At 44.3% G+C, this 23,942-nt stretch carries 21 protein-coding genes; 10 read left to right on the top strand and 11 right to left on the bottom strand.

What is annotated here, in order from left to right; genetic code table 11:
- Together HYN59_RS07935 and HYN59_RS07940 are read right to left on the bottom strand one after the other, a co-directional pair.
- Entirely contained in the window at nucleotides 1–1,026 is a 1,026-nt protein-coding gene (locus HYN59_RS07935) for a cadherin repeat domain-containing protein (RefSeq protein WP_146185892.1), read from the bottom strand.
- 3 nt (nucleotides 1,027–1,029) lie between these two features.
- The gene (locus HYN59_RS07940) at nucleotides 1,030–1,479 is read right to left on the bottom strand and encodes a T9SS type A sorting domain-containing protein (protein ID WP_181369532.1); all 450 of its coding nucleotides are present in this window, start codon (nucleotides 1,477–1,479) and stop codon (nucleotides 1,030–1,032) included.
- A 193-nt stretch (nucleotides 1,480–1,672) separates the two neighbouring features.
- On the opposite strand from HYN59_RS07940, the gene HYN59_RS07945 reads away from it, so the two are divergent.
- The 5 genes from HYN59_RS07945 to HYN59_RS07965 all read left to right on the top strand — a co-directional run bounded on the left by HYN59_RS07945 (nucleotide 1,673) and on the right by HYN59_RS07965 (nucleotide 6,958).
- Nucleotides 1,673–2,104, top strand: coding sequence for an HYC_CC_PP family protein (locus HYN59_RS07945; protein WP_108777767.1), 432 nt, complete (start codon nucleotides 1,673–1,675; stop codon nucleotides 2,102–2,104).
- Nucleotides 2,105–2,170: 66 nt separating this feature from the next.
- Nucleotides 2,171–4,408, top strand: coding sequence for a TonB-dependent receptor plug domain-containing protein (locus HYN59_RS07950; protein WP_108777768.1), 2,238 nt, complete (start codon nucleotides 2,171–2,173; stop codon nucleotides 4,406–4,408).
- A gap of 83 nt (nucleotides 4,409–4,491) precedes the next feature.
- On the top strand, nucleotides 4,492–4,833 hold the full coding sequence (locus HYN59_RS07955; protein WP_108777769.1) for a heavy-metal-associated domain-containing protein: 342 nt from the start codon (nucleotides 4,492–4,494) through the stop codon (nucleotides 4,831–4,833).
- A gap of 124 nt (nucleotides 4,834–4,957) precedes the next feature.
- Nucleotides 4,958–5,338 carry a hypothetical protein gene (locus tag HYN59_RS07960; RefSeq protein WP_108777770.1) on the top strand — a complete coding sequence of 127 codons (381 nt, stop codon included), beginning with the start codon at nucleotides 4,958–4,960 and terminating at the stop codon, nucleotides 5,336–5,338.
- A 267-nt stretch (nucleotides 5,339–5,605) separates the two neighbouring features.
- Nucleotides 5,606–6,958, top strand: coding sequence for a hypothetical protein (locus tag HYN59_RS07965; RefSeq protein ID WP_108777771.1), 1,353 nt, complete (start codon nucleotides 5,606–5,608; stop codon nucleotides 6,956–6,958).
- A gap of 34 nt (nucleotides 6,959–6,992) precedes the next feature.
- Here HYN59_RS07965 and HYN59_RS07970 read toward each other — a convergent pair whose 3' ends face one another.
- Complete coding sequence (locus HYN59_RS07970; protein ID WP_108777772.1) at nucleotides 6,993–9,356, bottom strand: hypothetical protein; 2,364 nt, start codon at nucleotides 9,354–9,356, stop codon at nucleotides 6,993–6,995.
- A 97-nt stretch (nucleotides 9,357–9,453) separates the two neighbouring features.
- On the opposite strand from HYN59_RS07970, the gene HYN59_RS07975 reads away from it, so the two are divergent.
- Entirely contained in the window at nucleotides 9,454–10,173 is a 720-nt protein-coding gene (locus HYN59_RS07975; protein ID WP_245895684.1) for a DUF2306 domain-containing protein, read from the top strand.
- Complete coding sequence (locus HYN59_RS07980; protein WP_108777773.1) at nucleotides 10,170–11,126, top strand: YARHG domain-containing protein; 957 nt, start codon at nucleotides 10,170–10,172, stop codon at nucleotides 11,124–11,126. The genes HYN59_RS07975 and HYN59_RS07980 overlap by 4 nt, the downstream gene beginning before the upstream one ends.
- Before the next feature lie 51 nt (nucleotides 11,127–11,177).
- Here HYN59_RS07980 and groL read toward each other — a convergent pair whose 3' ends face one another.
- The 8 genes from groL to miaB form a co-directional block, all read right to left on the bottom strand.
- Nucleotides 11,178–12,809 carry a chaperonin GroEL gene (gene groL, locus HYN59_RS07985; protein WP_108777774.1) on the bottom strand — a complete coding sequence of 544 codons (1,632 nt, stop codon included), beginning with the start codon at nucleotides 12,807–12,809 and terminating at the stop codon, nucleotides 11,178–11,180.
- Nucleotides 12,810–12,846: 37 nt separating this feature from the next.
- The gene (locus HYN59_RS07990) at nucleotides 12,847–13,122 is read right to left on the bottom strand and encodes a co-chaperone GroES (protein ID WP_035135923.1); all 276 of its coding nucleotides are present in this window, start codon (nucleotides 13,120–13,122) and stop codon (nucleotides 12,847–12,849) included.
- 143 nt (nucleotides 13,123–13,265) lie between these two features.
- A complete protein-coding gene (gene secG / locus HYN59_RS07995) occupies nucleotides 13,266–13,637 on the bottom strand; it encodes a preprotein translocase subunit SecG (protein ID WP_108777775.1) in 372 nt (123 codons plus the stop codon).
- A gap of 4 nt (nucleotides 13,638–13,641) precedes the next feature.
- On the bottom strand, nucleotides 13,642–14,562 hold the full coding sequence (locus HYN59_RS08000) for a tetratricopeptide repeat protein (RefSeq protein WP_108779673.1): 921 nt from the start codon (nucleotides 14,560–14,562) through the stop codon (nucleotides 13,642–13,644).
- A gap of 79 nt (nucleotides 14,563–14,641) precedes the next feature.
- Nucleotides 14,642–15,145: an LptE family protein gene (locus HYN59_RS08005; protein ID WP_108777776.1), complete on the bottom strand. Its 504-nt coding sequence runs from the start codon at nucleotides 15,143–15,145 to the stop codon at nucleotides 14,642–14,644.
- Between the two features lie 15 nt (nucleotides 15,146–15,160).
- On the bottom strand, nucleotides 15,161–16,432 hold the full coding sequence (locus HYN59_RS08010; protein ID WP_108777777.1) for a sigma-54 interaction domain-containing protein: 1,272 nt from the start codon (nucleotides 16,430–16,432) through the stop codon (nucleotides 15,161–15,163).
- A 15-nt stretch (nucleotides 16,433–16,447) separates the two neighbouring features.
- Nucleotides 16,448–16,966, bottom strand: coding sequence for a YcxB family protein (locus HYN59_RS08015; RefSeq protein WP_108777778.1), 519 nt, complete (start codon nucleotides 16,964–16,966; stop codon nucleotides 16,448–16,450).
- Between the two features lie 3 nt (nucleotides 16,967–16,969).
- Nucleotides 16,970–18,421: a tRNA (N6-isopentenyl adenosine(37)-C2)-methylthiotransferase MiaB gene (gene miaB, locus HYN59_RS08020; protein ID WP_108779674.1), complete on the bottom strand. Its 1,452-nt coding sequence runs from the start codon at nucleotides 18,419–18,421 to the stop codon at nucleotides 16,970–16,972.
- A gap of 247 nt (nucleotides 18,422–18,668) precedes the next feature.
- Between miaB and topA the strand changes: the two genes are divergently transcribed.
- The 3 genes from topA (at nucleotide 18,669) to porK (ending at nucleotide 23,887) form a co-directional block, all read left to right on the top strand.
- Nucleotides 18,669–21,188, top strand: a complete 2,520-nt coding sequence (gene topA / locus HYN59_RS08025; protein WP_108777779.1) for a type I DNA topoisomerase — start codon at nucleotides 18,669–18,671, stop codon at nucleotides 21,186–21,188.
- Between the two features lie 9 nt (nucleotides 21,189–21,197).
- Nucleotides 21,198–22,349 carry a formimidoylglutamase gene (locus HYN59_RS08030; RefSeq protein WP_108777780.1) on the top strand — a complete coding sequence of 384 codons (1,152 nt, stop codon included), beginning with the start codon at nucleotides 21,198–21,200 and terminating at the stop codon, nucleotides 22,347–22,349.
- Between the two features lie 149 nt (nucleotides 22,350–22,498).
- On the top strand, nucleotides 22,499–23,887 hold the full coding sequence (porK, locus tag HYN59_RS08035) for a T9SS ring complex lipoprotein PorK/GldK (protein ID WP_108777781.1): 1,389 nt from the start codon (nucleotides 22,499–22,501) through the stop codon (nucleotides 23,885–23,887).
- The last annotated feature ends 55 nt before the right edge of the window (nucleotides 23,888–23,942 follow it).

Genomic DNA, 23,942 nt, shown 5'->3' on the forward strand with positions numbered 1-23,942 from the left:
TTATTGCGGTGTGACTGTGTAAGGGCTACCACTTCCCGAAAAATTAATATTAAGGGTAATAAGGTAAGTATCTTCTCCTAAAGGTAGGTGTATTAATTCTCCTCCGAGATCTATACTACCATCGGCAAGATTGTCCCCATATGATGACGAACCTAGCTTAAACCAAATAGTTCGAAAGTCATTGCTTGCGAAGTCGGGTACATAAAATGTACAACTGAAAGTATTAGTATTGGCATTATATGTCATAGCTTGTTCATAATTTGGGCTTGCATAGTTGGGATTTACTTTTATCGATATATTTGATATGGATATATTATATTCCCATTCTCCATCAACATTTTCAGAAGCCACCGCTTTTATTAAATACATGCCGCTCGAATTTACAACAAAAGGGCTTCCGTTCTGGGCAAGCATGTTGCCGCCACCATTACCATAGGCTACTGTAGCGTTTTGAGCTGTTAGAAATTTAAGTTGAGTGCCTGCCGTAAGATATTTATATCCATAAAAGCTTGTTCCGGTATACACCATTGGTAGCGATGTTGTGGCATTGAAGGAATTAAAGGTGCCATAAAGATATAATTGTGTGAGTTCAGATACTGGGCCTGGACCCGGATTCGTCCCGGGGGTTCCAATAACTGCTCCCGCATACATTGCATATGGTACGGCTAATAGCTGTGAAGAGCCTACAGTTATATAGTTTGTGCCGTTATTAACGTCTATCTCTACTTTAAGGAATTTTGAGGTCAGAGCCCAATTGATACCTGAAAATGTGCCAGTTTGCGCTACTCCCTGACCAATAGTTAAAGTAAATAACCCAACATTGTTAGTAGTAGGGTTATGAAGTTCTACATATGAAGCTTCTCCTGTTGCGCTTCCTTCAAGGATACTGAGACGAATTTTTACAGGTGATGAAACTACAGGCTGCCCTGTGGTATTCAGCGCCACTGCCTGATAACTGAATCCCTGTGGTATCTGAGCCATCATGCCAAAGGAAATAAAAAGCAATAAGAAGTATAATTTTTTCATGGTTTAATTTTTTACGATTTTAACGGGTTTGATGTTGGTGTTTGGGAAAGACATAAAGTAAATTCCGGTAGTCAGCGAAGAAAGGTCAATGCGGTTGCCATTGGCCGGGGCAATGGTAATTTTGCTCCCCTTCGCATCGCGGATCTGCATTTCAGAAAGGTTTATTTCGCCCTTTGCCTCAAAAGTGAGGTAGTCCTGTACCGGGTTTGGATAATACGTGATCCCTTCGGCTACGATAAAATCGTTGGTGTCCAGGGCATCAAGAACAATTTGGGTAACAGCGCCCAGTGTGCCGCTCGAAATCCTGTCGGGATTTTCGGGAACTACATAGATCACGCCCACACTGCCTGAGAAGGTATTGGATGCGTTCGATCCCGAATTGATGCTTCCCACACTGGTCTGCGAAAAACCAGAAACTGCAGGGAAGAGTAATAGAATGATTAGTTTATTCATTTTTTTAACTTTTGCCTCAAAAATATAAAAAAAAGTTACAAAATTAGACAAGGAGTAATATTTGTAACACATCTAAATCATATATAAATATTCATGGTATAAGTCTCTAAAAACAATTCATACTATACCGGCTTTCCTAAAAGTTATTTTAGCATATCCTTTTAAGAACTAATTTTCGTAATTTTGCATCTAGATGAAACTACGCAGATACATAAGCACATTATTATCCATACTGATATTGGTGTCCAATATCGGGATGGCGCTCAATGTGCATTATTGCCACGGTGAAGTGGCATCAGTTTCATTGGCTTACAAAATACAGCAGTCCTGTAGCGCAAAACCTGAAAAGGAGACCCGTAAAGCCTGTTGTGGCGCAGCGGTTAAAACCACTAAAAGCTGCTGTAAGCACGATGTCATAAAGCTGCACGATACCAAGTCGGATAATATTATCGTAAAATCTTTCCAGCTCGACCTCGCGGCTTTTTGCCCTGCCGAAGTATGGAACCCTAATACATTGCACTACAGCGAAGCGCCTGTTGCTATAAAAGACACTCCGTCTTTTTACTGCGAATCTCATGCGCCGCCGCTCTTTAAGCTCTATTGCCAATACATTTTCTACGCCTAAAAATTAATGTTCTTACGGCTTTTGCATGCGCAAAAGTGACTTAAGTAATAACATTAAACTTTTATTATGCGTACTATTTTAATTTATATATTCCTGTTGGCAGGCTTAGTTGCTTATGCGCAGGAACCACTTACCGGCATGGTGTCCGACGAAACGGGCCAGCCATTGCCGGGAGCCAGTGTCAGTTGGCTCACTCTTGGCACTTCAACTTCTACAAATGAAAGTGGCCATTTTTCAATTCCATATTCAAACGGCGATAAGCTAATTATCTCTTATATCGGCTACGTTACCGATACGTTGGATGTAGCATCCCCCAACTTCATCAGCCACAAAATGACACCCGATAAAGGGAAGGAGCTTAATGAAGTGGTAGTGGATAAAACCCGTAAAAGCCTTGAGCGATCACAACTGAAAGCGGCAAACGTTACCACCATGGGCAGCAAGGAGCTCCTGAAAGCGGCCTGTTGCAACATTGCCGAAAGCTTTGAGACCAACCCGTCTATCGATGCGAGCTTCTCCGATGCGCTTACCGGCACGCGCCAGATAAAAATGCTGGGACTTACCAGTCCGTATTTGCTGATTGCCGAGGAAAACATCCCGGCTGTCCGCGGCGCTTCGCAGGCCTACGGGCTATCTTTTGTGCCGGGTACGTGGGTGAGCAGCATCCAGATTACCAAAGGCGCCGGCCCGGTCATCAACGGTTACGAAAGCATTTCGGGCCAGATCAATTATGAGTTGATAAAACCTGTGGATGACATACCGTTTTTCCTGAACGCGTATGGATCTACAGACAGCCGTTTTGAGCTGAACACCCATTTCAATAAAAAGCTTTCCGACAAATGGAGTAGTAGCCTGTTCCTGCACGGCAATGCGCGGGTTGCCAAAAACGACATGAACGATGACGGATTTCTTGATAACCCGCTCGGGAAACAGGTAAATATCATGAACCGCTGGCAGTATACCAATGCCGAAAAAGGTTGGGTCAGCTTCATCAACCTGCGCTACATGCGCGACGAGAAGCAGGCCGGCGAAGTGGATTTCGACCCGGATAAGGATAAGTTTACCACAAATCATTGGGGCTCGGAGATCAATACCGACAAAGCTGATGTGTCGGCCAAGCTCGGTTATGTTTTCCCCGATATGCCGTTCCAGAGCATTGGCCTGCAAACCTCGTTCAACTGGCACAAGCAGGATTCGTATTTCGGTTTTTCTACCTACAATATCGAGCAGAAAAGCCTGTACTCCAACCTGATCTTCAATTCGATCATCAATAACACGCTGAACAAATTCGCCGCCGGGCTTAACTTTACCTATGATAATTACGGCGAGTTTGTAAACACGACCGATTTCAGCAGGATCGATAACTCCATGGGCGCATTTTTTGAATATACTTATGACAATGCCGACGACTTCAGTGTGGTACTGGGGGGGCGATTCGATGTGCACAACCGCCTTGGGGCCTTCTTTACCCCGCGGATGCACCTGCGCTACAATCCCTGGGAGAAAGGCACGTTCAGGGCATCTGCCGGAAGGGGCAAGAGGGCCGCGAATATTTTTGCCGAAAACCAGGCCTACTTTGGCAGCTCAAGGCAGATGAATATCCTGGGAACGGGAGGGAAACTTTATGGTCTTGACCCGGAAATTGCATGGAATTATGGTGTGAGTTTTGTACAGGGTTTTCCGTTGTTCAATAAGAATGCAGAGTTCGTTGTGGACTTTTACCGTACCGATTTCCAAAACCAGGTGGTTACCGATGTATTCAATTCTCCTCAGGCTGTCGACTTTTACAACCTTAACGGGAAGTTGTATGCCAACAGCCTCCAGGTGGAGCTGAATTATGAGATAACTATGCATTTCAATATCCGCACGGCCTATAAATACTACGACATCAGTACCGATTATGCCACTGCCGGGGCGCAGCAAAGGCCATTGCAGGCAAAGCACCGCTTCTTTACCAACATAGCCTATGAGACACATATTGGCGACCATGGCAAACAATGGAAATTCGACTTTACCTACAACTGGATGGGCAAACAACGCCTGCCTTATACCGGCAGCAACCCTGTACAGTACCAGATGGGCGATTATTCGCCGGCATTCTCGCTGATGAATGCGCAGGTAACGCGTACGTTCTCCAGTGTATTCGAAGCCTATGTGGGGGCCGAAAACCTGGGCAATTACCAGCAGAAAAAGGCGATCCTGGGTAACGACAACCCTTTTGGCCCGTATTTTGACAGTAGTATTATCTATGCGCCTGTTTTTGGGCAGATGTATTATGCGGGTATACGTTTTAAGATAAAATAATAAATTTGCTCCGAACTTCCCCTCCTTTGGAGGGGTGCCCGAAGGGCGGGGTGGTTTCAACAACATAAATAATAGAAAATACAATGAAAAGACTAATTCTAATACTACTGATAACCCTTACCGGGCTATCTGTACAGGCACAGGAAAAAAAGGACAAGAACGCCAAATACGAAATTGAGGTAAAAGGCAACTGCGACCAGTGTAAGAAACGCATAGAAAAAGCGGCCTACAGCGTGAAAGGCGTAAAGTCGGCAGTATGGCATGAAGACCAACAAGACCTCGATCTTATCATCGACGAGACAAAATGCAGCCTTAATGATGTGCGCGCAGCCATCGCTAAAGCAGGCCATGATACCGATACCATAAAGGCAGAGAAAGCAGACTACGATAATCTGCATAGTTGCTGCAAGTATGACAGGGGATAACCTCTGTCTCATAAACCTAATAGTTCCCCAAAAATCCTTTGGGGAATTTTTTTTGAAAAATTTTCATGGAAATGAATTTTACAGATTAAAAATCATATAACTTTGTGAAACTAAATTCTTAAGAATGCAGGCAATCCGAAAAATGGTAAACAGCAATAAAGGTTTCATGACCTTTTGGCTGGTATTATTTTTCCTCACTGCAGGTCAGGCAAAAACATTTTGCGCCGCAGCCCCTTCATTCCATAAAAAAGAAACTACCCGCACAGAATCGGTAAAGCAGCTGTCTGTTACAGAAGGCAGTTCGTCGGCAAACTTTCTGGAACAAATTAAGGACAGCGATATCGATGATATGCCGTTTGCCTTTTTTGGCGATCTTTCTTTCAATACACTTATTTCCCAACATACAAGTTATTTCCCTGCAACAACTGCAGTATCTTGCAGCAATGGCTACAAAGTGCCGCTGTACGAACTGTACTGCAACTGGAAATTCGATTTTCTGAAGTAATGATCTGCTGCGCGGCTATATCGTGCTGCAAAGATCATTAACCACAATCCCTTTATTTTATACTGAAGCAACAAATGAGTATTCTTACAATTGTTTGATTGTGATGAATATCTGACTATTTGTTGTTGTTTCAATTATCATTAGCCATAATACAACCCTGTTGGCACAGCAATGCTACAGGGAGAAGATAAAGTTGTTAATTGCCCGGAATACCGGTATTTTTGTCCTGTTCGCAAAGCCGGTATTCCTTTTTTAACAAACACATCAATGAAAAATATAAAATATGCGTTGGCTTTTGGGCTGATAGCCGCCATGATGCCCTATAATGCTAATGCACAAACCCAGGCTGTAACCCCCGTGCCGCAAACTACTTCCCAAAACTTTTTTAAAGACAGGAAATTTTACCTGAATGAAGACGGAAGCAATTTCGTGAAATTCACTTTTATGACGCAGGCATGGCTGAGAAGCGCTGATTACAATCCAGGGACTACGATAAATGGCGTTGCAAAAAACAGCGGTACCGATATGGGTATCCGCCGTTACAGGGTGCAGATGTACGGGCAGCTTACCGATAAGGTGTTTGCTTATTCGCAGTTTGGGGAAAACAATTTTAATAACATCGCCGACAGGAAAATGGGCTTTTTTGTGCACGATGCCTACGGAGAATATGCAGTTGACAAAACCAGGCTTTCCTTAGGTATGGGATTATCCGGCTGGAACGGGCTTTCGCGCTATGGGTCGTCTTCGGTGGGCAATATTATGGGGATCGACCTTCCGTTGTACCAGGAGGCTACCAATGACGTGACCGACCAGTTCGGCAGGAAGCTGTCCATCTTTGCAAAAGGCAAGCTGGGGAAGCTGGATTACCGCGTAGCTATGGCCCAGCCAATGGCTATCCAAAAGTCGGCGGGATACAACCCTGCGGCAAACATAAGCCATGTATCATCATTCTCTGCAGATCCGCCAAAAATGCAGTACAATGCCTATCTGCAATACCAGTTCAAAGACCAGGAGTCGAATATGACGCCGTATAATACCGGTACTTACCTCGGCACAAAAACAGTGTTTAATATCGGTGCCGGGGGTGTTTACCAAAAAGATGCCATGTGGCGCCTGGATGACGCCGGGAATACCATATACAGTGATATGCTCCACCTTGCTGCCGATGTATACTATGATGCACCTATGGGTGGCAATGGCCGGGCGATAAGCCTTTATGGCAATATAACCCATTTTGATTATGGGAAAAATTACATACGCAATTCAGGACCTATGAATCCGGCTAATGGGAGCAACGACCCGTCGGTGCTCAATGGCGGCGGTAATGCCTTCCCGATGTTTGGAACGGGTACCGTAGGCTATGTGCAGGCAGGCTATAAATTTAAGGACAACCTTATAGGCACTACCACGCTTATGCCTTATGCATCGGTACAGTATGCCGATTATGAAAGGCTAAACGACCCTATGGTGTATTTTGATGCCGGAGTGAACTGGCTGCTTGCCGGGCAGGTATCAAAACTCACATTGTCGTACCAAAACCACCCCGTGTATAATACGGATGGTGACCATACAGGAAGCAAAGGTGCTGTTGTAGCTCAGTACCAGGTGTTTTTCAATTAGTTAGTAGCGAAAACTCCCCCTCCCCGGGGAGTTTTTAATTTACGGTCATGGTCTTTATTTCAGAGACCAGTTTCCCATCGGCACTAAAGCCTTCTATGACCACTTTGATTGTTTTTTGCGCGGTTTTAGGCATCTCGATCCTGAATGCTCCATTCTCGTCAGTCATGATAACAGGCTCCCAGTCAATTAGTCCAAAATTCTCAAAGCCTTTGTCGTTGGTACTGCTGTAATGTACATTCTCAAAGGGCAGTACCCTTTCAAAACCATTCCTCACCATGATCTCTGGGGTTGCATTTTTACTTTTATAGGCGCCGCCACCCCTCTTCAGGTATATCCTGATGATCCCGGTAAAGTTGCGCACGGATGGCACGATAGCATGGGGGCTCATGTAGATCTCGTCCACCTCCTCCATAAGTATATTGCGCAAAACGGCGAGGTCCAGTTGCTGTACATTGTCAATATATACTATCGGCCCGGTCTGCGCGCCGTTTATGCTGTTTACTGTACGGCTGGTAATTCGCACTTCCCCGTTGTTGTCACTCACATTAAAGCCGCCTCCATAGGTCTTTATATAATTGAGCAGATTCAGGTACATATTGGCCTGTTCCTCAGTTATTTTATACCCCCTTAGGTTGGCATTCCCAAACCTGTTGGCATATTTTAAGCGGTTGGCATCGATCTTTACTTCTTCAAGCTCGATGTTCTCTTTGTAGGTATGCGGGACTTCCGTTACCTCCTGGGCAGTTGTTTCCAAATAAAAATGCGGCTCCGGCCTGAAAGGCTTGTTGTATCTCCTGCCGCCATTCAATATTTGTGGGGCAAGCGTGAGCTCTTTAGGCTTTTCGCCTTTCCGCAGCAGGGTAAAATTTACATAAGTCGAGTCGGCAATCACCATATTGTTATAGGCAAATTCCCTTTTATCGTCTACATCTGCTATTTCGTCAATTGATGATGTAAGCGAATACAGGCGCACCTGTGCCAATTTGGTACTACCGGAATTTGCGGGGACAGTGCCTTTCACAGTAAGGCCCATATCAAATGGGTAATTGTTTTTTGGCGGGCTTGTCATGATGTTCCTCCATTCATATTTACTTTCCTGGCTGAGGAGGTACAGGTCGAGTTCGTATGCTTTTACTTTAGAAAGTGTCGAAAAATAATACCTGCCCGAAGCATTCCTGTGGGTTTTAATGTAGGGGAGAAGCAGGAACGAACTGTAAATATCGTTGGTTTCGTCCAGGCTTATCGTATTTTCAGGAAGCACCGACATACTGAGGTTCATATTCGGGTAATTCACTTTTCCTTTGTACTGAAGCGTATCCGACACTTGTTTCACTTTGGTTAGTTCGCTGGTCAGTACTGTTTGGGGATATTTATAAATAAGGCGCTCCGCAAGCTGGTTGAGGTCGCTGTCGAGTACGCGTATGGTACTCATTCCTTCAAAAAGATCTTTAGCCAGTATCGCCATCATCAGTTCCGTACTCCCTTCTTTAAAAGCCACTTCATACAGCATTGCCTGATCGTCCTGGTGAAGCAAAATAAAAAGGGGCTTCCCGGCAAATGAGTCGGCTGTAAATTTGTTAGTCCGTAGCTTTACAATGGCTTTGTCGGGAGACGAGTAGTTGTTTATTTCAAGGGCTATTCCTTTGCCCTGCGGCTGTGGCAGGGACTGTTCGTGCTTTACGCCGTCTATAGTAACAATAGCTTTACAGCCCGTAGCCCCGGCAGGAAGCTCGAACTTGCCATAGCCTTTTTTGTTGATCTGTACTTTCATGAGCGCATTGCCCGAGCCATCTACGATATCTGCTACAGATACCGGAATAGGGTTGTGGTTGCAGTCGGCAATGCTTATGCCTATGGTGTTGGCGACCCCGCTTACCAATGTACCGCCTTCCGGCCTGAATGCTATGCTTATTTTGGAGGGGTCGGCCTTCGCCAAAGCAGTTCCGGCACCCTGGGCTTCATTGATAACCGATACCTCATACACCGACGATTCATCTTCTGTAAAATTGTTCATCCAGTTGGTATAGAACTGCAGGTAGTATTTGCCCGAACTAAACTTGCTGTTAAGCTTAAAGCTCCCCGAAAAGCTGCCAATGTTGCCGTATAATAACTTTGTTTCCAGTATTTTGCCGTCTGCATCTATAAGTGAGGCGTAAATGTTCACGGTAGAGAAAAACGGGACATTCTTCCTGCGGTGAAAAACATAGCCTTTAAACCATATTTGCTCGTCGGTAGTATAAACACTTTTGTCAAGGTGCACATGAATGTTTTCGCGTTCCAGGAAAAAATAATCGCTGAGCATTTTGGCGACCTTTTCTTTTTTACTTTCCTGGGCAAAATTTTTTTGGCTGAAGCCATACAGGGCAAGCAGTAGTAGGGCAGGCAGGATTTTTTTCATAAGGTGGTTGGACTGGCAGATTAAAATTGCAAGTGCCGATCCGATAAATGTAGGATTTTAACTAAATCCACCAAAAAGAAAAACCAGAATTAACATAATGAAAAAGAAATGTTTTTGGGGTTACACTATCCTGCTTTTATGTATTTTTGAGGCCATGAATATCAGGAATGTAAATATACACTCACAAAAATACAGGTTGTGGAGCCGGCTCTTCATTTTTTTATTTCTGTATTTTTACTGGCTTATGGTAAAAATAACATGTTACTATATCCCCATTAGCCCCAATGCCGCTTTCCTGCAAATAAAACAGACAGAAGTACAAACTCGTCCTGAATATATTTACCTGTTCTATGCCCATGTTTATTCCAGTATTTTCGTGTTACTTGCCGGGTTCGTTCAATTCTTTAGATTTAAAGGATCTCTTGGGAGAAAAATACACCGGATCGCAGGCTATCAATATGTAGTATTACTTCTTATCCTTGCAGCGCCAAGCGGCATTTATATGGGTTGGTATGCCAATGGAGGTATTACGTCCAGGATATCTTTCATGTTGTTGGGGTTGCTTTGGTGGATTACAACATTTATAGCAATGCACAAGATCAGGACAAAACAATATACAGCCCACAGAAGCTGGATGATACGCAGTTTTGCGCTAAGTCTTTCGGCAGTAACCCTACGGCTTTGGAAAGTAACCCTGGTATGCCTTTTTCATCCGGCACCGATGGATGTTTACCAGATCGTGGCCTGGCTGGGCTGGGTGCCCAATATTATTATTGCCGAAATTATAATACGTAACCAACAAAATACAAACCAATGAAAAAACTTATCCTGTTTATCTCACTATTTGGCATGGCATGCTCATGCAAAAATGAAGAGGGTAACAAAAAAAACATAGCCGAAAACGACAGGCATCCAAAATATTCTGAATATTGCGGCATTTGGAGTGGCGACATTGAACCGGTATATGCGGAGGATGATACCATTAGTGTTCCTGTAAAGAAAATTACGATAAAAATAAGTAGCATTATAGGGGATAAGGTTTACGGGCAAAGCCTGGTTGCGGGTGTGCAAAGGCCGCTGACAGGGAAAATATCCGAAAAAGAGAACGATGTAATCATGCTGACATTAGATGAACCGGGTACTCTTGCTTACGATGGCCGCTATGAGCTAGAAATGATAAAGGGTTCATTTTTAGAAGGGACACATACTGCATTTAAAGACAGTCCGGATACTACCACAATTAAAAAGCTCAGGATCACCCACAGGCAATTCGTATACAATCCCAATTTTATGCTTAGTGAAAATGTAGACAGGGTAGATTGGGAAAATTCAAAGCAACAGGAAGTAGAATATGATGAATATTATGATGAAGGTGAAGCAGGAGAAGATGAAAGTGATTCGCTGAAAAACATGAACCCGGAAAATGATACCCTGGAGGATGGCGTAAAGCAAGTATATTTGGAAGATGTATATCGTGTTGCGTCTAAGGAAATCTTTAGTATAAATGCATCTGTAAGAAAACTTTCTGAGGCAGAGCTTAAAAACCTGACTAAACTGGACCTGGAGATTATAAGGAATACCATCTTTGCACGCCATGGCTATTCGTTCAGGAAAAATTCAATACGTCATTTTTTTGAAGTCAACTATTGGTATGTACCAATATCCAATAATGTGGATAAAGAGCTCACTGCCCTTGAAAAAGAAAATATCGCACTTTTATCAAGATTTGAAAAATATGCCGAAGACTACTATGACAGTTTCGGAAGATAAAAAAAGCCGCCTGAATCAACAGGCGGCTTTACTATTTACAAGATGAAATGATTACATCATTCCCGGCATACCGCCGCCCATTGGCATTCCGCCTCCGGCTCCTTCTTCTTTAATATCGATAAGGGCACACTCGGTAGTAAGGATCATACCCGCAACCGATGCAGCATTCTCAAGCGCTACACGTGTTACTTTCTTAGGGTCGATGATACCTGCCGCAAGCATATCCACATACTCGTCGGTTTTAGCGTTGTAACCAAAATCGCCTGAACCTTCGGCAACTTTAGCCACTACTACAGATCCTTCAAGGCCTGCGTTCTCAACGATAGTCCTTAAAGGCGATTCGATAGCGCGTGCAACGATCTGGATGCCTGTAGTCTCATCAGCATTTTCAGCTTTAATGGCTGCAAGGCTTGCTTTAGCCCTTAGCAGTGCAACACCACCGCCGGCTACGATACCTTCTTCAACAGCAGCCCTTGTAGCGTGCAATGCATCATCCACACGGTCCTTCTTCTCTTTCATTTCTACTTCAGATGCTGCGCCTACATAAAGTACGGCAACACCACCGGCCAGTTTTGCAAGGCGCTCCTGTAGTTTCTCCCTGTCATAATCAGATGTGGTCGATTCCATTTGCGCTTTGATCTGGTTTACGCGGTTTTTGATCATTTCTGATTCGCCTGCGCCATTCACGATAGTAGTATTGTCTTTGTCGATAACTACTTTTTCGCACGTGCCCAGCATATCAAGAGTAGCATTCTCAAGGGTATAGCCACGCTCTTCAGCGATTACGGTACCACCTGTAAGGATAGCGATATCTTCAAGAAGCGCTTTTCTCCTGTCGCCAAAGCCAGGAGCTTTAACGGCAGCGATCTTAAGCGCGCCCCTTAGCTTGTTCACTACAAGGGTTGCAAGGGCTTCGCCGTCTACATCCTCAGCAATGATCAATAATGGCTTGCCTGATTGTGCCACCGGCTCCAGTACCGGAAGCAGTTCCTTCATAGAAGATACTTTTTTATCGTAAAGTAAAATGTACGGCCTGTCTAATTCGGCCTCCATTTTTTCTGAATTAGTTACAAAATATGGAGAAAGGTAACCACGGTCGAATTGCATGCCTTCCACAACATCAACATACGTATCGGTTCCTTTGGCTTCTTCCACAGTGATAACACCTTCTTTACCTACTTTTCCGAAAGCAGTAGCGATAAGTTCGCCGATTGTTTCATCGTTGTTTGCAGAGATCGAAGCGATCTGCTTGATCTTTTCGCTGTCAGATCCTACTACTTTAGCCTGTTGCGACAAATCGGCAACAATAGCTTCAACAGCTTTGTCTATACCACGTTTAAGGTCCATCGGGTTAGCGCCCGCTGCTACGTTTTTAAGGCCTTCTTTTACGATAGCCTGTGCCAATACCGTTGCCGTTGTAGTACCGTCACCGGCAAGGTCGTTGGTTTTAGAAGCTACTTCTTTAACCATCTGTGCGCCCATGTTCTCAAGGGTGTCAGCCAGTTCGATTTCTTTGGCTACAGACACACCATCCTTGGTTACTGTCGGTCCGCCAAACGACTTGCTGATAATTACATTACGGCCTTTAGGTCCCAATGTTACTTTTACCGCATTTGCCAATGCATCCACACCGCGCTTTAAGCCGTCGCGTGCTTCAATATCAAATTTTATCTCTTTTGCCATTTTGGTTTATGTTTATATGTGTTTAAATAATAAACTCTTAGATTACTGCGAAGATCTCTTCTTCTTTCATGATTAGGTAGTCCTTACCTTCAAATTTCAATTCGGTGCCTGCATATTTGCCATACAAAACGGTGTCGCCTACCTTCACGGTCATGTCGTGGTCTTTAGTACCGTTACCTACGGCTACGACAATTCCTTTTTGCGGTTTTTCTTTAGCAGTGTCAGGAATAAAAATTCCAGAAGCAGTTTGTGTTTCTGCAGCAACCGGTTCGATCAGAACACGGTCTGAAAGGGGTTTAATGTTTAAAGCCATATTATTCTCTATTTTATGTTTGTTATTTAAAATTTGTTTTTTGATTGACAGAAATTATGCCAGTCAATTGAGGGCTGACAAAATTACATACAAAAAATGCCGGCACAAATGAGCCGGCATTTTTTATGGTTTTATTATGAGAATTAATTTGCAGGTTGTGCTGCCGGAGCCGGAGTGCCGCCTTGTGGCTGTGCAGTGCCCGGTTGTGTTGCCGGTGTTCCCGTTGCCGGTGCTTTAGCAGCCGGAACAGCGCTTTCGTCGATTATTTGCTCTTCACCCGAAAGGTTTGTTGAGAAGCTAAGGCTTGAAAGCAATATAAGCGCAATAAGGATGGCCGCAAGTGTCCATGTACTTTTATCAAGGAAATCGGTGGTTTTCTGTACGCCTCCCATCATTTGTGTTCCGCCAACTGCAGAAGACAAGCCGCCGCCTTTAGGGTTTTGAACCATAATTACGACTACCAATAGGAAGCTCACTATTGTTATAAGTACCAGAAAAATTGAAAAGTTAACCATCGTATTAATTGTTATTTTGTTGTAAAGTCTTTATGTCCGAAATACGGTCTGCAAAGAAAACACTTTTTTCCGGATATTTCAAAATTAAAATTTCATAAGCTTGAATGGCTTTTGCATATTTTTTTTGCTCCAGGTAAAGCTTCGCCAGGGTTTCGGTCATCAGGCTCGAATTGTCTTCGGTGCTGCGCTCAATGGATACCGGCGGAATCGGGCTGTTCTTTACAGGCGCTATCTTCGGGTTGCTTTCTATAAATTTGTCTATCAGCTCCAGTTTTTTAGCTAATGAACCGCTGTTTTCAGGCTCAGGGCTTTCCGGTGCTTTTGGTGCATCTTCCCGGTTGATGGGCGCTAACTTCGAAAGCTGCAGCCATTCTGCGAAAGAGTGTTTTTCCTGGGGGTTGAATTCAAGCGGCTTGCCTATTTCAAGTTTTTCTTCAGCAGCTGTAATTTCAGGCCGGGCTTCCTCAATTTCATTTGCTGTCGGCTCTTTCGGCACTACAATTTCTTCAGGTTGCGGTTGTACTTCAACCTGCTCATCAGTTCCACCGGCAACTTCAATCAGGCGCTTTATGGATTCTTCAACCTTGTCCGTTGGAGAAGGGGGGGAGGTGACAACCTCACTATCAGCCACGGCAATAAGCTCAACGGATTTTTCCTGATCATCAAAGAATTTTTTCTGTACACCCTGGAACTGCTCCGATGTAATGAAGTCAAACAGCACTGACCTGTCCGTGGTATAGGCAGCGGTTTTCTTCAGCTCGGTATTGTACCTGAAACTGTCCTGGTTGTACAGCCCTTTTAAATAAATGGCGCGCGCACTTTGCAGGAACGGGAACTCACTAAGTATCCGTTCCAGCTCGCCTGTTTGCTTATCATTCAGCGAATACGGCTTATTTAAAAGTTGTATGTAGTCTTTAGTGTTCAAATTAGTTGTCGGTTGATGGTTGATGGTTGTTGGGTCGCAGCTGTCTGGCAACTATCAACCGGCAACTGTCAACCAAAAATTACCATTTCGCAAGCGATTCATTAAATATATCCTGGGTTATCCTTTCAAAGATGTCTTCCAGCGCCGCTGTAAGTGTAGGTCCCGTTGGCAGGTTGTCGCCTGCGTAATCATGGTAGAAGCTGAAGCGCTTCTCGAAGTTATCATCTTCTTTATTCTTGTTCGTAAAGCGCACCATTACTGATATCGTGAGCCTGTTCTGCGATGCCCTTTGATTAGCCGTTGCGGTCATCGGACTCACACGGTATTCCACGATTTCCCCTTCATAAACCAGGTCGCCGCCGGATGTGGTGAGGCTAAGGTTGGTCTGGTTCAGTATCAGGTTTTGCAGTCTTTGCGTAAAGGTACGCTCGATACCCGGCTCTACCAGTTCGGCATTATTCTGGAAATAATTTACCTGGAACGTCTTTGCGTCGATCTTGCCCGTACCCGTAAAATTGTATACAGAACAGCCGCTCAGCGTAAATAATACGGCCAGCACCATCAAAATTTTTATATGCTTCATCACTTGTGTCATGGACTATAAGTCAAATTGTTTTATTTTCCGGTACAGTGTCCGTTCAGATATACCGAGTTCGTCGGCAGCGGCCTTGCGCTTTCCTTTGTTGCGTTCCAGCGCTTTTTTTATAAGCTCGATCTCCTTTTCGTCAAGCCTCAGTGTCTCTTCTTCCTCAACGGTCTCGGCGAAAAGGTAGTTGTCATCATCGTCCTCATGATGCTCCACCGGTTCCGGCCTTTGTACCTTTTGCGGCGCAAATACTTCAGGCCTTGGCAGGTCTTCAAAATCGCTGTGGCTATCTACGCCCGAACCGTATATTTTTTGTATCAGCCCTTTGTTGGATTCCTGCACCTTGTTGGTATTGCCGTTCTGCATGAGTTCCATTGTGAGCTTCTTCAGGTCGTTCAGGTCGCTTTTCATGTCGAACAGCACCTTATATAGTATCTCCCGTTCGTTGCTGAAGTCGCTTTCTGCTTTCTGCCCTTTTACGACAGCGGGCAGGTTTGTCCCCGCTTCGGGTAAATAGTGATGCAGCGTAGCCAGCGAAATATTACGGTTCGTCTCTAAAACGGAGATCTGCTCGGCTACATTGCGCAATTGGCGGATATTTCCGCCCCAGCGGTAATTTTGCAGCATCTGCACGGCATTATCATCCAGCTTTATAGGCGGCATTTTGTATTTATGGGCAAAGTCGGAGGAAAACTTGCGGAACAGCAGATGTATGTCGTCCTGCCTTTCACGAAGCGGCGGTAACGCTATCTCCACAGTGCTCAAACGGTAATACAGGTCCTCACGGAACTTGCCTTTCTCGATAGCATCGAACATATTTACGTTGGTTGCAGCCACAATTCGAACATTGGTCTTTTGCACCTGCGACGAACCTACTTTGATGAACTCGCCGTTCTCCAATACACGCAGCAGCCTTACCTGAGTGGTAAGCGGCAGTTCGCCTACTTCATCAAGGAAAATAGTACCGCCGTCGGCTACTTCAAAATAGCCTTCACGGGTACCGGTAGCCCCTGTAAATGCCCCTTTCTCGTGCCCGAAAAGCTCACTGTCGATAGTCCCTTCGGGAATGGCACCGCAGTTTACGGCAATATATTTGCCATGCTTCCTGTGCGACAGGGCATGTATGATTTTCGGGATACTTTCCTTACCTACACCGCTCTCGCCCGTAACCAGTACCGAAATATCGGTAGGTGCCACCTGTATGGCCTTTTCCACAGCGCGGTTCAGCTTAGGATCGTTCCCTATAATTTCAAATCGTTGTTTAATAGCTTGTACGCTTTCCATATATTTTATCGCTAATTATTTGAGCGACACTTTAACTTTTGGATTCAGAGACCTGAAAAATGATTTCAAATCTTCGATACTAAAATCTGTAATTTGCTTTTTGTCAATTATCTGATATTGCACCTTATTCCTGTAGAGTAAAAACCAGTCTTCAGTTTCCGTTATTTTTTCAAAATCGTTCCAGGGCATCCTGTTTTCAAATCCTTCTCCTTTTGCAAACATCCCTTCCGAAGAAAATGTAAACGTTATATTTCTGTAAAACCTTATATTTTTTCTGTAATCGTTTTTTATCTTTTTTTTGAAAAAAAACAAAAGTGCAATTATTAAAACAAAGCAGATAATAAATGGGAAAAAAGTCAGGATACTGTATTCCGTTTCATTAAAACCATCATATATATTTACTGCATTTATCGATGAAAAAATAATCAGGACTAACATTAGAATTGTAAGCTTCCTTGTAAATAACAGTTTTGAAGCTGCTTTTCGAACAGTTTCCTCATTAAGGCTTTGATGAATGGTATATTGCTGAGACATAAATTATAATGTCATTATTTCGCTATATCCCACTGCTTCACCAATCAACGTAGCCGATGTACATTCGCTCACCAGTACATTTACAAAGTCACCCGGCTTGTAATTGCCTTTTGGGAAAACCACAACCGTGTTTTGCGAGTTGCGCCCGCTCCAGTGCTGGTCTGAACGCCTCGATTCTTTCTCAACAAGTACTTCTACAATTTGGCCTACAAAGCGCTGGGTACGGCCCAGGGCTATCTGCTGCTGAAGGTTGATGATCTCCACGAGCCTGCGGTTCTTTACATCGTCCGGTACGTCGTCAACCATTTTACGCGCGGCCAGTGTTCCCGGGCGCTCGGAGTAAGCGAACATAAACCCGAAGTCATATTTGCAATGCTCCATGAGGCTCAGCGTATCCTGGTGGTCTTCCTCGGTTTCGGTAGGGAAGCCCGCTATCATATCCTGCGACAATGATATTTCAGGAATGATGCGGTAAATGTTGTCTACCAGCGCCATATATTCCTCACGCGTGTGCTGGCGGTTCATCTCCTTTAATATACGTGTGCTGCCGCTTTGTACCGGGAGATGGACGTACTTGCATATATTATGGTGTTTTGCCATTACCTCAATCACCTCCAGGTGCATGTCCTGCGGGTTGGATGTCGAGAAACGAAAACGCATTTTAGGGAAGGCAGTGGCCGCCATATCCAGCAGCTGTGCGAAGTCGACCGCAGTGGCTTTCTGCATTTCAGAGGCTTTTACAAAGTCTTTCTTCAGGCCTCCGCCGTACCAAAGGTAGCTGTCTACGTTCTGGCCAAGCAGGGTGATCTCCTTAAAGCCCCTGTCCCAGAGGTCCTGTATCTCTTCCATGATGCTTTGCGGCTCACGGCTGCGCTCACGCCCACGGGTAAATGGCACCACGCAGAAAGTACACATATTATCGCAACCGCGTGTGATGGAAACAAAAGCCGTCACGCCGTTGCTGTTGAGTCGCACGGGGGCAATGTCGCCGTAGGTTTCCTCCTTGGAAAGAATAACATTAATAGCGTCGCGGCCTTCATCCACTTCCTTCAGCAGGTTGGGAATGTCCTTGTAGGCATCCGGCCCTACGACCATATCTACTATTTTTTCTTCTTCCAGGAACTGGCTTTTCAGGCGCTCGGCCATACAGCCCAGCACGCCCACCTTCATTCCCGGGTTTATCTTTTTTACAGCATTATATTTTTCGAGCCTTTTGCGCACGGTCTGTTCTGCCTTATCGCGAATAGAGCAGGTGTTTACCAATACAAGGTCGGCCTCCTCAATGTTCTGGGTGGTGTTGAAGCCTTCATTGGCAAGTATGGAAGCCACGATCTCGCTGTCCGAGAAGTTCATCTGGCAGCCGTAGCTTTCTATAAATAGCTTTTTTGTATTTCCTTCTTTTTGCTCCAAAACAAGGCTCTGTCCCTGTTTGTTTTCTTCAATTATCTTCTCCATATCGCTTTGGCGGTGCATTTTAGACGGCAAAGATACTATTTAATTCAATATTATGACAAGTTGACAGGATGTTGTTGTGTAAAATTATATGACGATTTTTAGGGTGATTTTCTATTTTACACCTCTACTATTATATGTTTTAATGTACTCTGACAGGCCTGTTGTTTCTCAAAATATGTGTAATTAAATCGACGTGCATTACAATATTTAAAAAAATCACATACTTTTGCGACCAAAGAAAAGTATAATGGCAAAGAATTTAGTGATCGTTGAGTCGCCTGCAAAGGCGAAAACCATAGAGAAATTTTTAGGGGCGGGCTTTCAGGTGGAGTCAAGCTTTGGCCACATTGCCGACCTTCCGAGCAAGGAAATAGGAGTGGATGTGGTAAATGGCTTCAAACCAAAATATGAAGTATCCTCCGATAAAAAGGCGTTGGTCAAAAAGCTCAAAGATCTTTCTAAATCAGCCGAAATGGTTTGGCTGGCTTCCGATGAGGACCGCGAGGGTGAGGCTATTGCATGGCACCTGGCGGAAGAACTGAAACTGGACAAGGCAAAAACAAAGCGCATCGTTTTCCACGAGATCACCAAGACAGCCATACAAAAAGCGATAGAGAACCCAAGGGACATCAATTATGATCTTGTTAATGCACAACAGGCGCGCCGTGTGCTCGACAGGCTTGTGGGGTATGAGCTTTCGCCGGTGCTTTGGAAAAAGGTAAAAAGCGGGCTTTCGGCAGGAAGGGTACAATCGGTATCCGTTCGCCTGATCGTAGAGCGCGAGCGCGAGATACAAAATTTCAAAGCCGAGGGGTCTTACAGCATCACCGCCGAATTTGTAAATGAAGCAGGTAAGTCCTTTAAAGCAAAGCTTCCGAAAAATTTTGCGACCAAACAGGAAGCACAGGATTTTTTAAATAAAAATATAGGCTCTATATATAAGGTGTCGGACCTTGAGACCAAGCCGGCAAAAAAGTCGCCCGCAGCGCCGTTCACCACGTCAACCTTACAGCAGGAAGCAGCACGAAAATTGTATTTCCCTGTGGGAGTTACCATGATGATGGCACAGCGCCTGTATGAGGCCGGGCTTATAACCTACATGAGGACCGACAGCGTGAACCTTTCGCAGGAAGCGATGGGTGCGGCTGAAGCAGAGATTATAAGGTCGTACGGCAAGGAGTTCAGCAAGCCGCGTACTTATGCTACAAAAAGTAAGGGCGCACAGGAAGCGCACGAAGCCATCCGCCCTACAGACATGACCCGCCACACGGTGAATATCGACCGTGACCAGGCCAGGCTATATGACCTGATATGGAAGCGTACCGTAGCTTCGCAAATGAGCGATGCGCAACTGGAACGTACTAACGTAAAGATAGAAGCCAACAACCACAAAGAGCTGTTTACCGCATCGGGCGAAGTGCTTTTGTTCGAAGGCTTCCTTAAAGTGTACCTGGAAGGCAACGATGATGAGGATACGGAACAGGAAGGGATGCTGCCTGCACTACAGGTAAATGAGAAATTATTGAATAATTATATTACGGCAACCGAGCGCTTTTCGAGGCCGCCTGCCCGCTATACCGAGGCTGCATTGGTTAAAAAGCTCGAGGAGCTTGGTATCGGCCGCCCGTCTACGTATGCACCTACGATTTCTACCATCATCAACAGGAATTATGTTGAGAAAGGTAACTTCGAGGGTCATGAAAGGAAATACAGCCAGCTTATATTGAAAGGCGCTTCGGTGACGCAGCAGGAGCTTTCTGAAAACGTAGGTTCTGATAAAGGGAAGCTCGTGCCAACCGATATAGGTATTATTGTAAATGACTTCCTCGTTAACCATTTCGAAACGATACTTGATTATAACTTTACCGCCAAGGTAGAGCAGGATTTTGACGAGATAGCTTCGGGCAATGAGGACTGGACGAAAATGATGACCGATTTTTACGGGCATTTCCATCCAACCGTTATAAATGTTGAAAAAACAGCCGAACGCGAATCAGGCGAAAGGATATTGGGCACTGACCCGAAAACAGGCAAGCCGGTGAGCGTGCGTTTGGGTAAATTCGGTGCAATGGCCCAGATTGGCGATGCTGAAGATGAGAACAAGCAGTTCGCAAGCTTGTTGCCGGAGCAGAATATAGGCAGTATCACGCTCGACCAGGCACTTGGATTGTTCCTGCTGCCAAAGAACCTTGGTACTTACAAAGGAGAAGAAGTAGAAGTGAACAATGGTCGTTTCGGTCCGTATGTGCGCTTTGGCAAAATGTTCATTTCACTCCCTAAAGGCGAAGACCCGCTCGATGTTACTTTTGAAAGGGCACAGGCGCTGATCAGCGAAAAAGAGCAGGCCGATGCGCCTATCGGTATGTATGAAGGGCAGCCGGTACAGAAAGGTGTTGGGCGTTTCGGGCCATTCATCAAATGGAACGGCATGTTCATCAATGTGAGCAAAAAATACAATTTCGATAACCTTTCGCAATCCGACCTTGAAAACCTTATTGAAGATAAACTTCAGAAAGATGTTGATAAGGTGATCCACAACTGGGAAGCCGAAGGCATAAAGGTAGAAAAAGCCCGTTGGGGGCGCTCTGTTATCCTGAAAGGGAAAACCAAGATCGAGCTCAACAAAGATATAGACGCCGCAAAGCTTACCCTCGACCAGGTAAAAGCCATGATAGAGGAGAAGGCTCCGGCAAAGAAAACAGCAGCTAAAAAAGCGCCCGCTAAGAAAGCGCCGGCTAAAAAAACAGCAGCAGTAAAAAAGAAATAAACAGCGACAATGCCTTTTGAATTTTTAGAACCTTTAGATGCAGACCTTATCGGTTTTGTAAATGGTCTTTCGCCGCAGGCATTAGGCAAAAAAGCCATACTTCATACTGAAGAGGTTTTTCCCGAAATGGAAAATGCTGCCATCGCTATTGTAGGCGTGTTGGACAACCGGGGCATGAACGATAAAAAGGATCACGTACACCTTAATTATATACGCAAAGAATTTTATGGCCTTTTTCCAGGCAACTGGGATAAAGAGATCATCGATCTGGGTAATATACCTTCCGGTGAAACACCTCAGGATACCTATTATGCCGTAAAAAGTATTGCAGAAGCGCTTATTAAAAGTAAGATTATTCCGGTAGTGATCGGCGGGTCGCAGGATCTGGCTTATGGGCTTTACCGTGCCTATGATCGACTGGAGCAAATGGTGAATCTTGTGGCAATAGACAGCAGGTTTGACTTCGGGAAGGAAAATGAGCCTATTTCGGCAAGATCATATCTTACGAATATCATCGTTGATGAGCCGAATAACCTATTTAATTACAGTAATATAGGTTACCAGACCTATTATAACCCGCAGGAAGAAATAGATCTTATAGAAAAATTATACTTTGATGCCTATCGCCTGGGCGAGGTTTGCAACGACCCTTCTATAGCGGAGCCGGTATTCAGGGATGCCGATATGGTATGTATTGATATGACGGCTGTTAAGTCGGCCGACTCAGGAAATATTGTTAAATTTATACCAAATGGTTTTGATGGCAAAGAAATTTGTACTTTAGCGCGCTACGCAGGGATAAGCGACAAAGTGAGTTCCTTTGGGATATTCAACCACGAGGACACCCGGCAGGAAGCAGCGCTGATAGCGCAGGTGGTGTGGTACTTTATTGAAGGGATGCATTACCGCTCTAACGAATACCCATTTGGGAGCAAAGAGCAATACCTTAAATATATAGTGCCTACGGAAGACGAGGAGATTGTGTTTTACAAGAGTGACAAAACGGAGAGATGGTGGATCGATGTCCCCTTTGTATCGGGAGTTGATAATAAATTGAAAAGAAATACGTTATTACCATGTAGCTATCAGGATTATATTAGTGCATGTAATAATGAGTTTCCTGAAAGATTATGGAAAGCTCAAAGAAAAAACATAATTTAACAGTTTTGTTATAAAAAAGGCCAGTTTGTAAACAAGAATTTAAATGTTTGCTTTTTGACATGGTTTTTTTATTAAAAAAATTGTTTTTTTGAAAATAAATAAATAGGTTTACGCCCTTAAAAATAGAATTACAAAAACAACCCAAATCTATGAAGAAGTTCATTGCATTAACAGCAACTTTATCATTTTTAATCAGCTGTGGTTCCAGTGACCGGGGGGAACTGGTAGGTGTTAGAGGAAAAAAGTGGAGGCCTGAAAAGCCTTATGGTATGACTTTAGTTCCGGGTGGCGCTTACATAATGGGTAAGTCTGATGACGACTTGGCTAATGTACAGGATGCCCCTACTAAAACGGTAACTGTGCGTTCTTTTTATATGGACGAGACGGAGATCACAAACAGTGAGTACCGCCAGTTTGTGGAGTGGGTAAAAGATTCGACTATCAGGACCAGGCTTGCTATACAGGCAGATGAGGTTGGCGCTACACCGGGAAGCGGTGGTATAGGCGAATATGCATTTAAAGACCAGGAGGGTGCGGAGAAGTCACCTTACGATCAATATATGTATGATAACTACTGGAGCCTTGGTGATCCTAACAATCCTGATGATATGTATGCAGGAAGAAGGCTGAACCATAAGCCGAAACTTATCAAGGATCCGCAAAAATATCCGGATGCTGATTATGTTGAGGTTATGGACTCTATGTACCTGCCTGAATCAGAATCGTATAACGGTTTGAGGACTGTGGATGTTTCCAAGCTTATCTTTTCTTATACCTGGATGGATATCGATGCTGCTGCAAAAGATAAATCAACTAAAAGCACAAGGAACAAAAGGAGTAAATACATGAGGCATGAAAAAGTAGAGGTTTATCCGGATACTACTGTTTGGATAAAAGACTTTGCTTATTCTTACAATGAGCCAATGCATAATGACTATTTCTGGCACGAAGCTTACGGGGAATATCCTGTGGTAGGTGTTACATGGCAGAAAGCAAAAGCGTTTTGCGCATGGAGGACTCTTAATAAAAATGCTTATCAAAAAGATAAAGGTAACCAGTTCGTGAACAAGTTCCGTTTGCCTACCGAGGCGGAGTGGGAATATGCTGCAAGGGGTGGTATGGAATCTGCTACATTCCCTTGGGGTGGTCCTTATGCTAAGAATGATACAGGATGCTTCCTTGCAAACTTTAAGCCGAACAGGGGGGATTATGCTGCCGACGGTGCGCTTTATACTGTAGAAGCACAATCATTCGAGCCGAACGATTTCAACCTTTACAATATGGCAGGTAACGTTTCTGAGTGGACCGATTCATCATACGATGCTTCTTCTTACGAATATGTTTCTACAATGAACCCTAACGTACCGGATCTTAATAATAACCGTAAGGTGATCCGTGGTGGGTCGTGGAAGGATGTGGGCTATTTCCTTCAGGTAAGTACCAGGGATTGGGAATATGCCGATTCTGCAAGGAGCTACATTGGTTTCAGGACAGTACAGGATTACATGGGTACACAGAATACCGCAAATCAACAGTAACCAACATTTTTTGAATATTTTTTAAATCTTAACTTAACTAAAAACTAAAATTATT

This window comes from Flavobacterium album (assembly GCF_003096035.1).
Taxonomy (GTDB): domain Bacteria; phylum Bacteroidota; class Bacteroidia; order Flavobacteriales; family Flavobacteriaceae; genus Flavobacterium; species Flavobacterium album.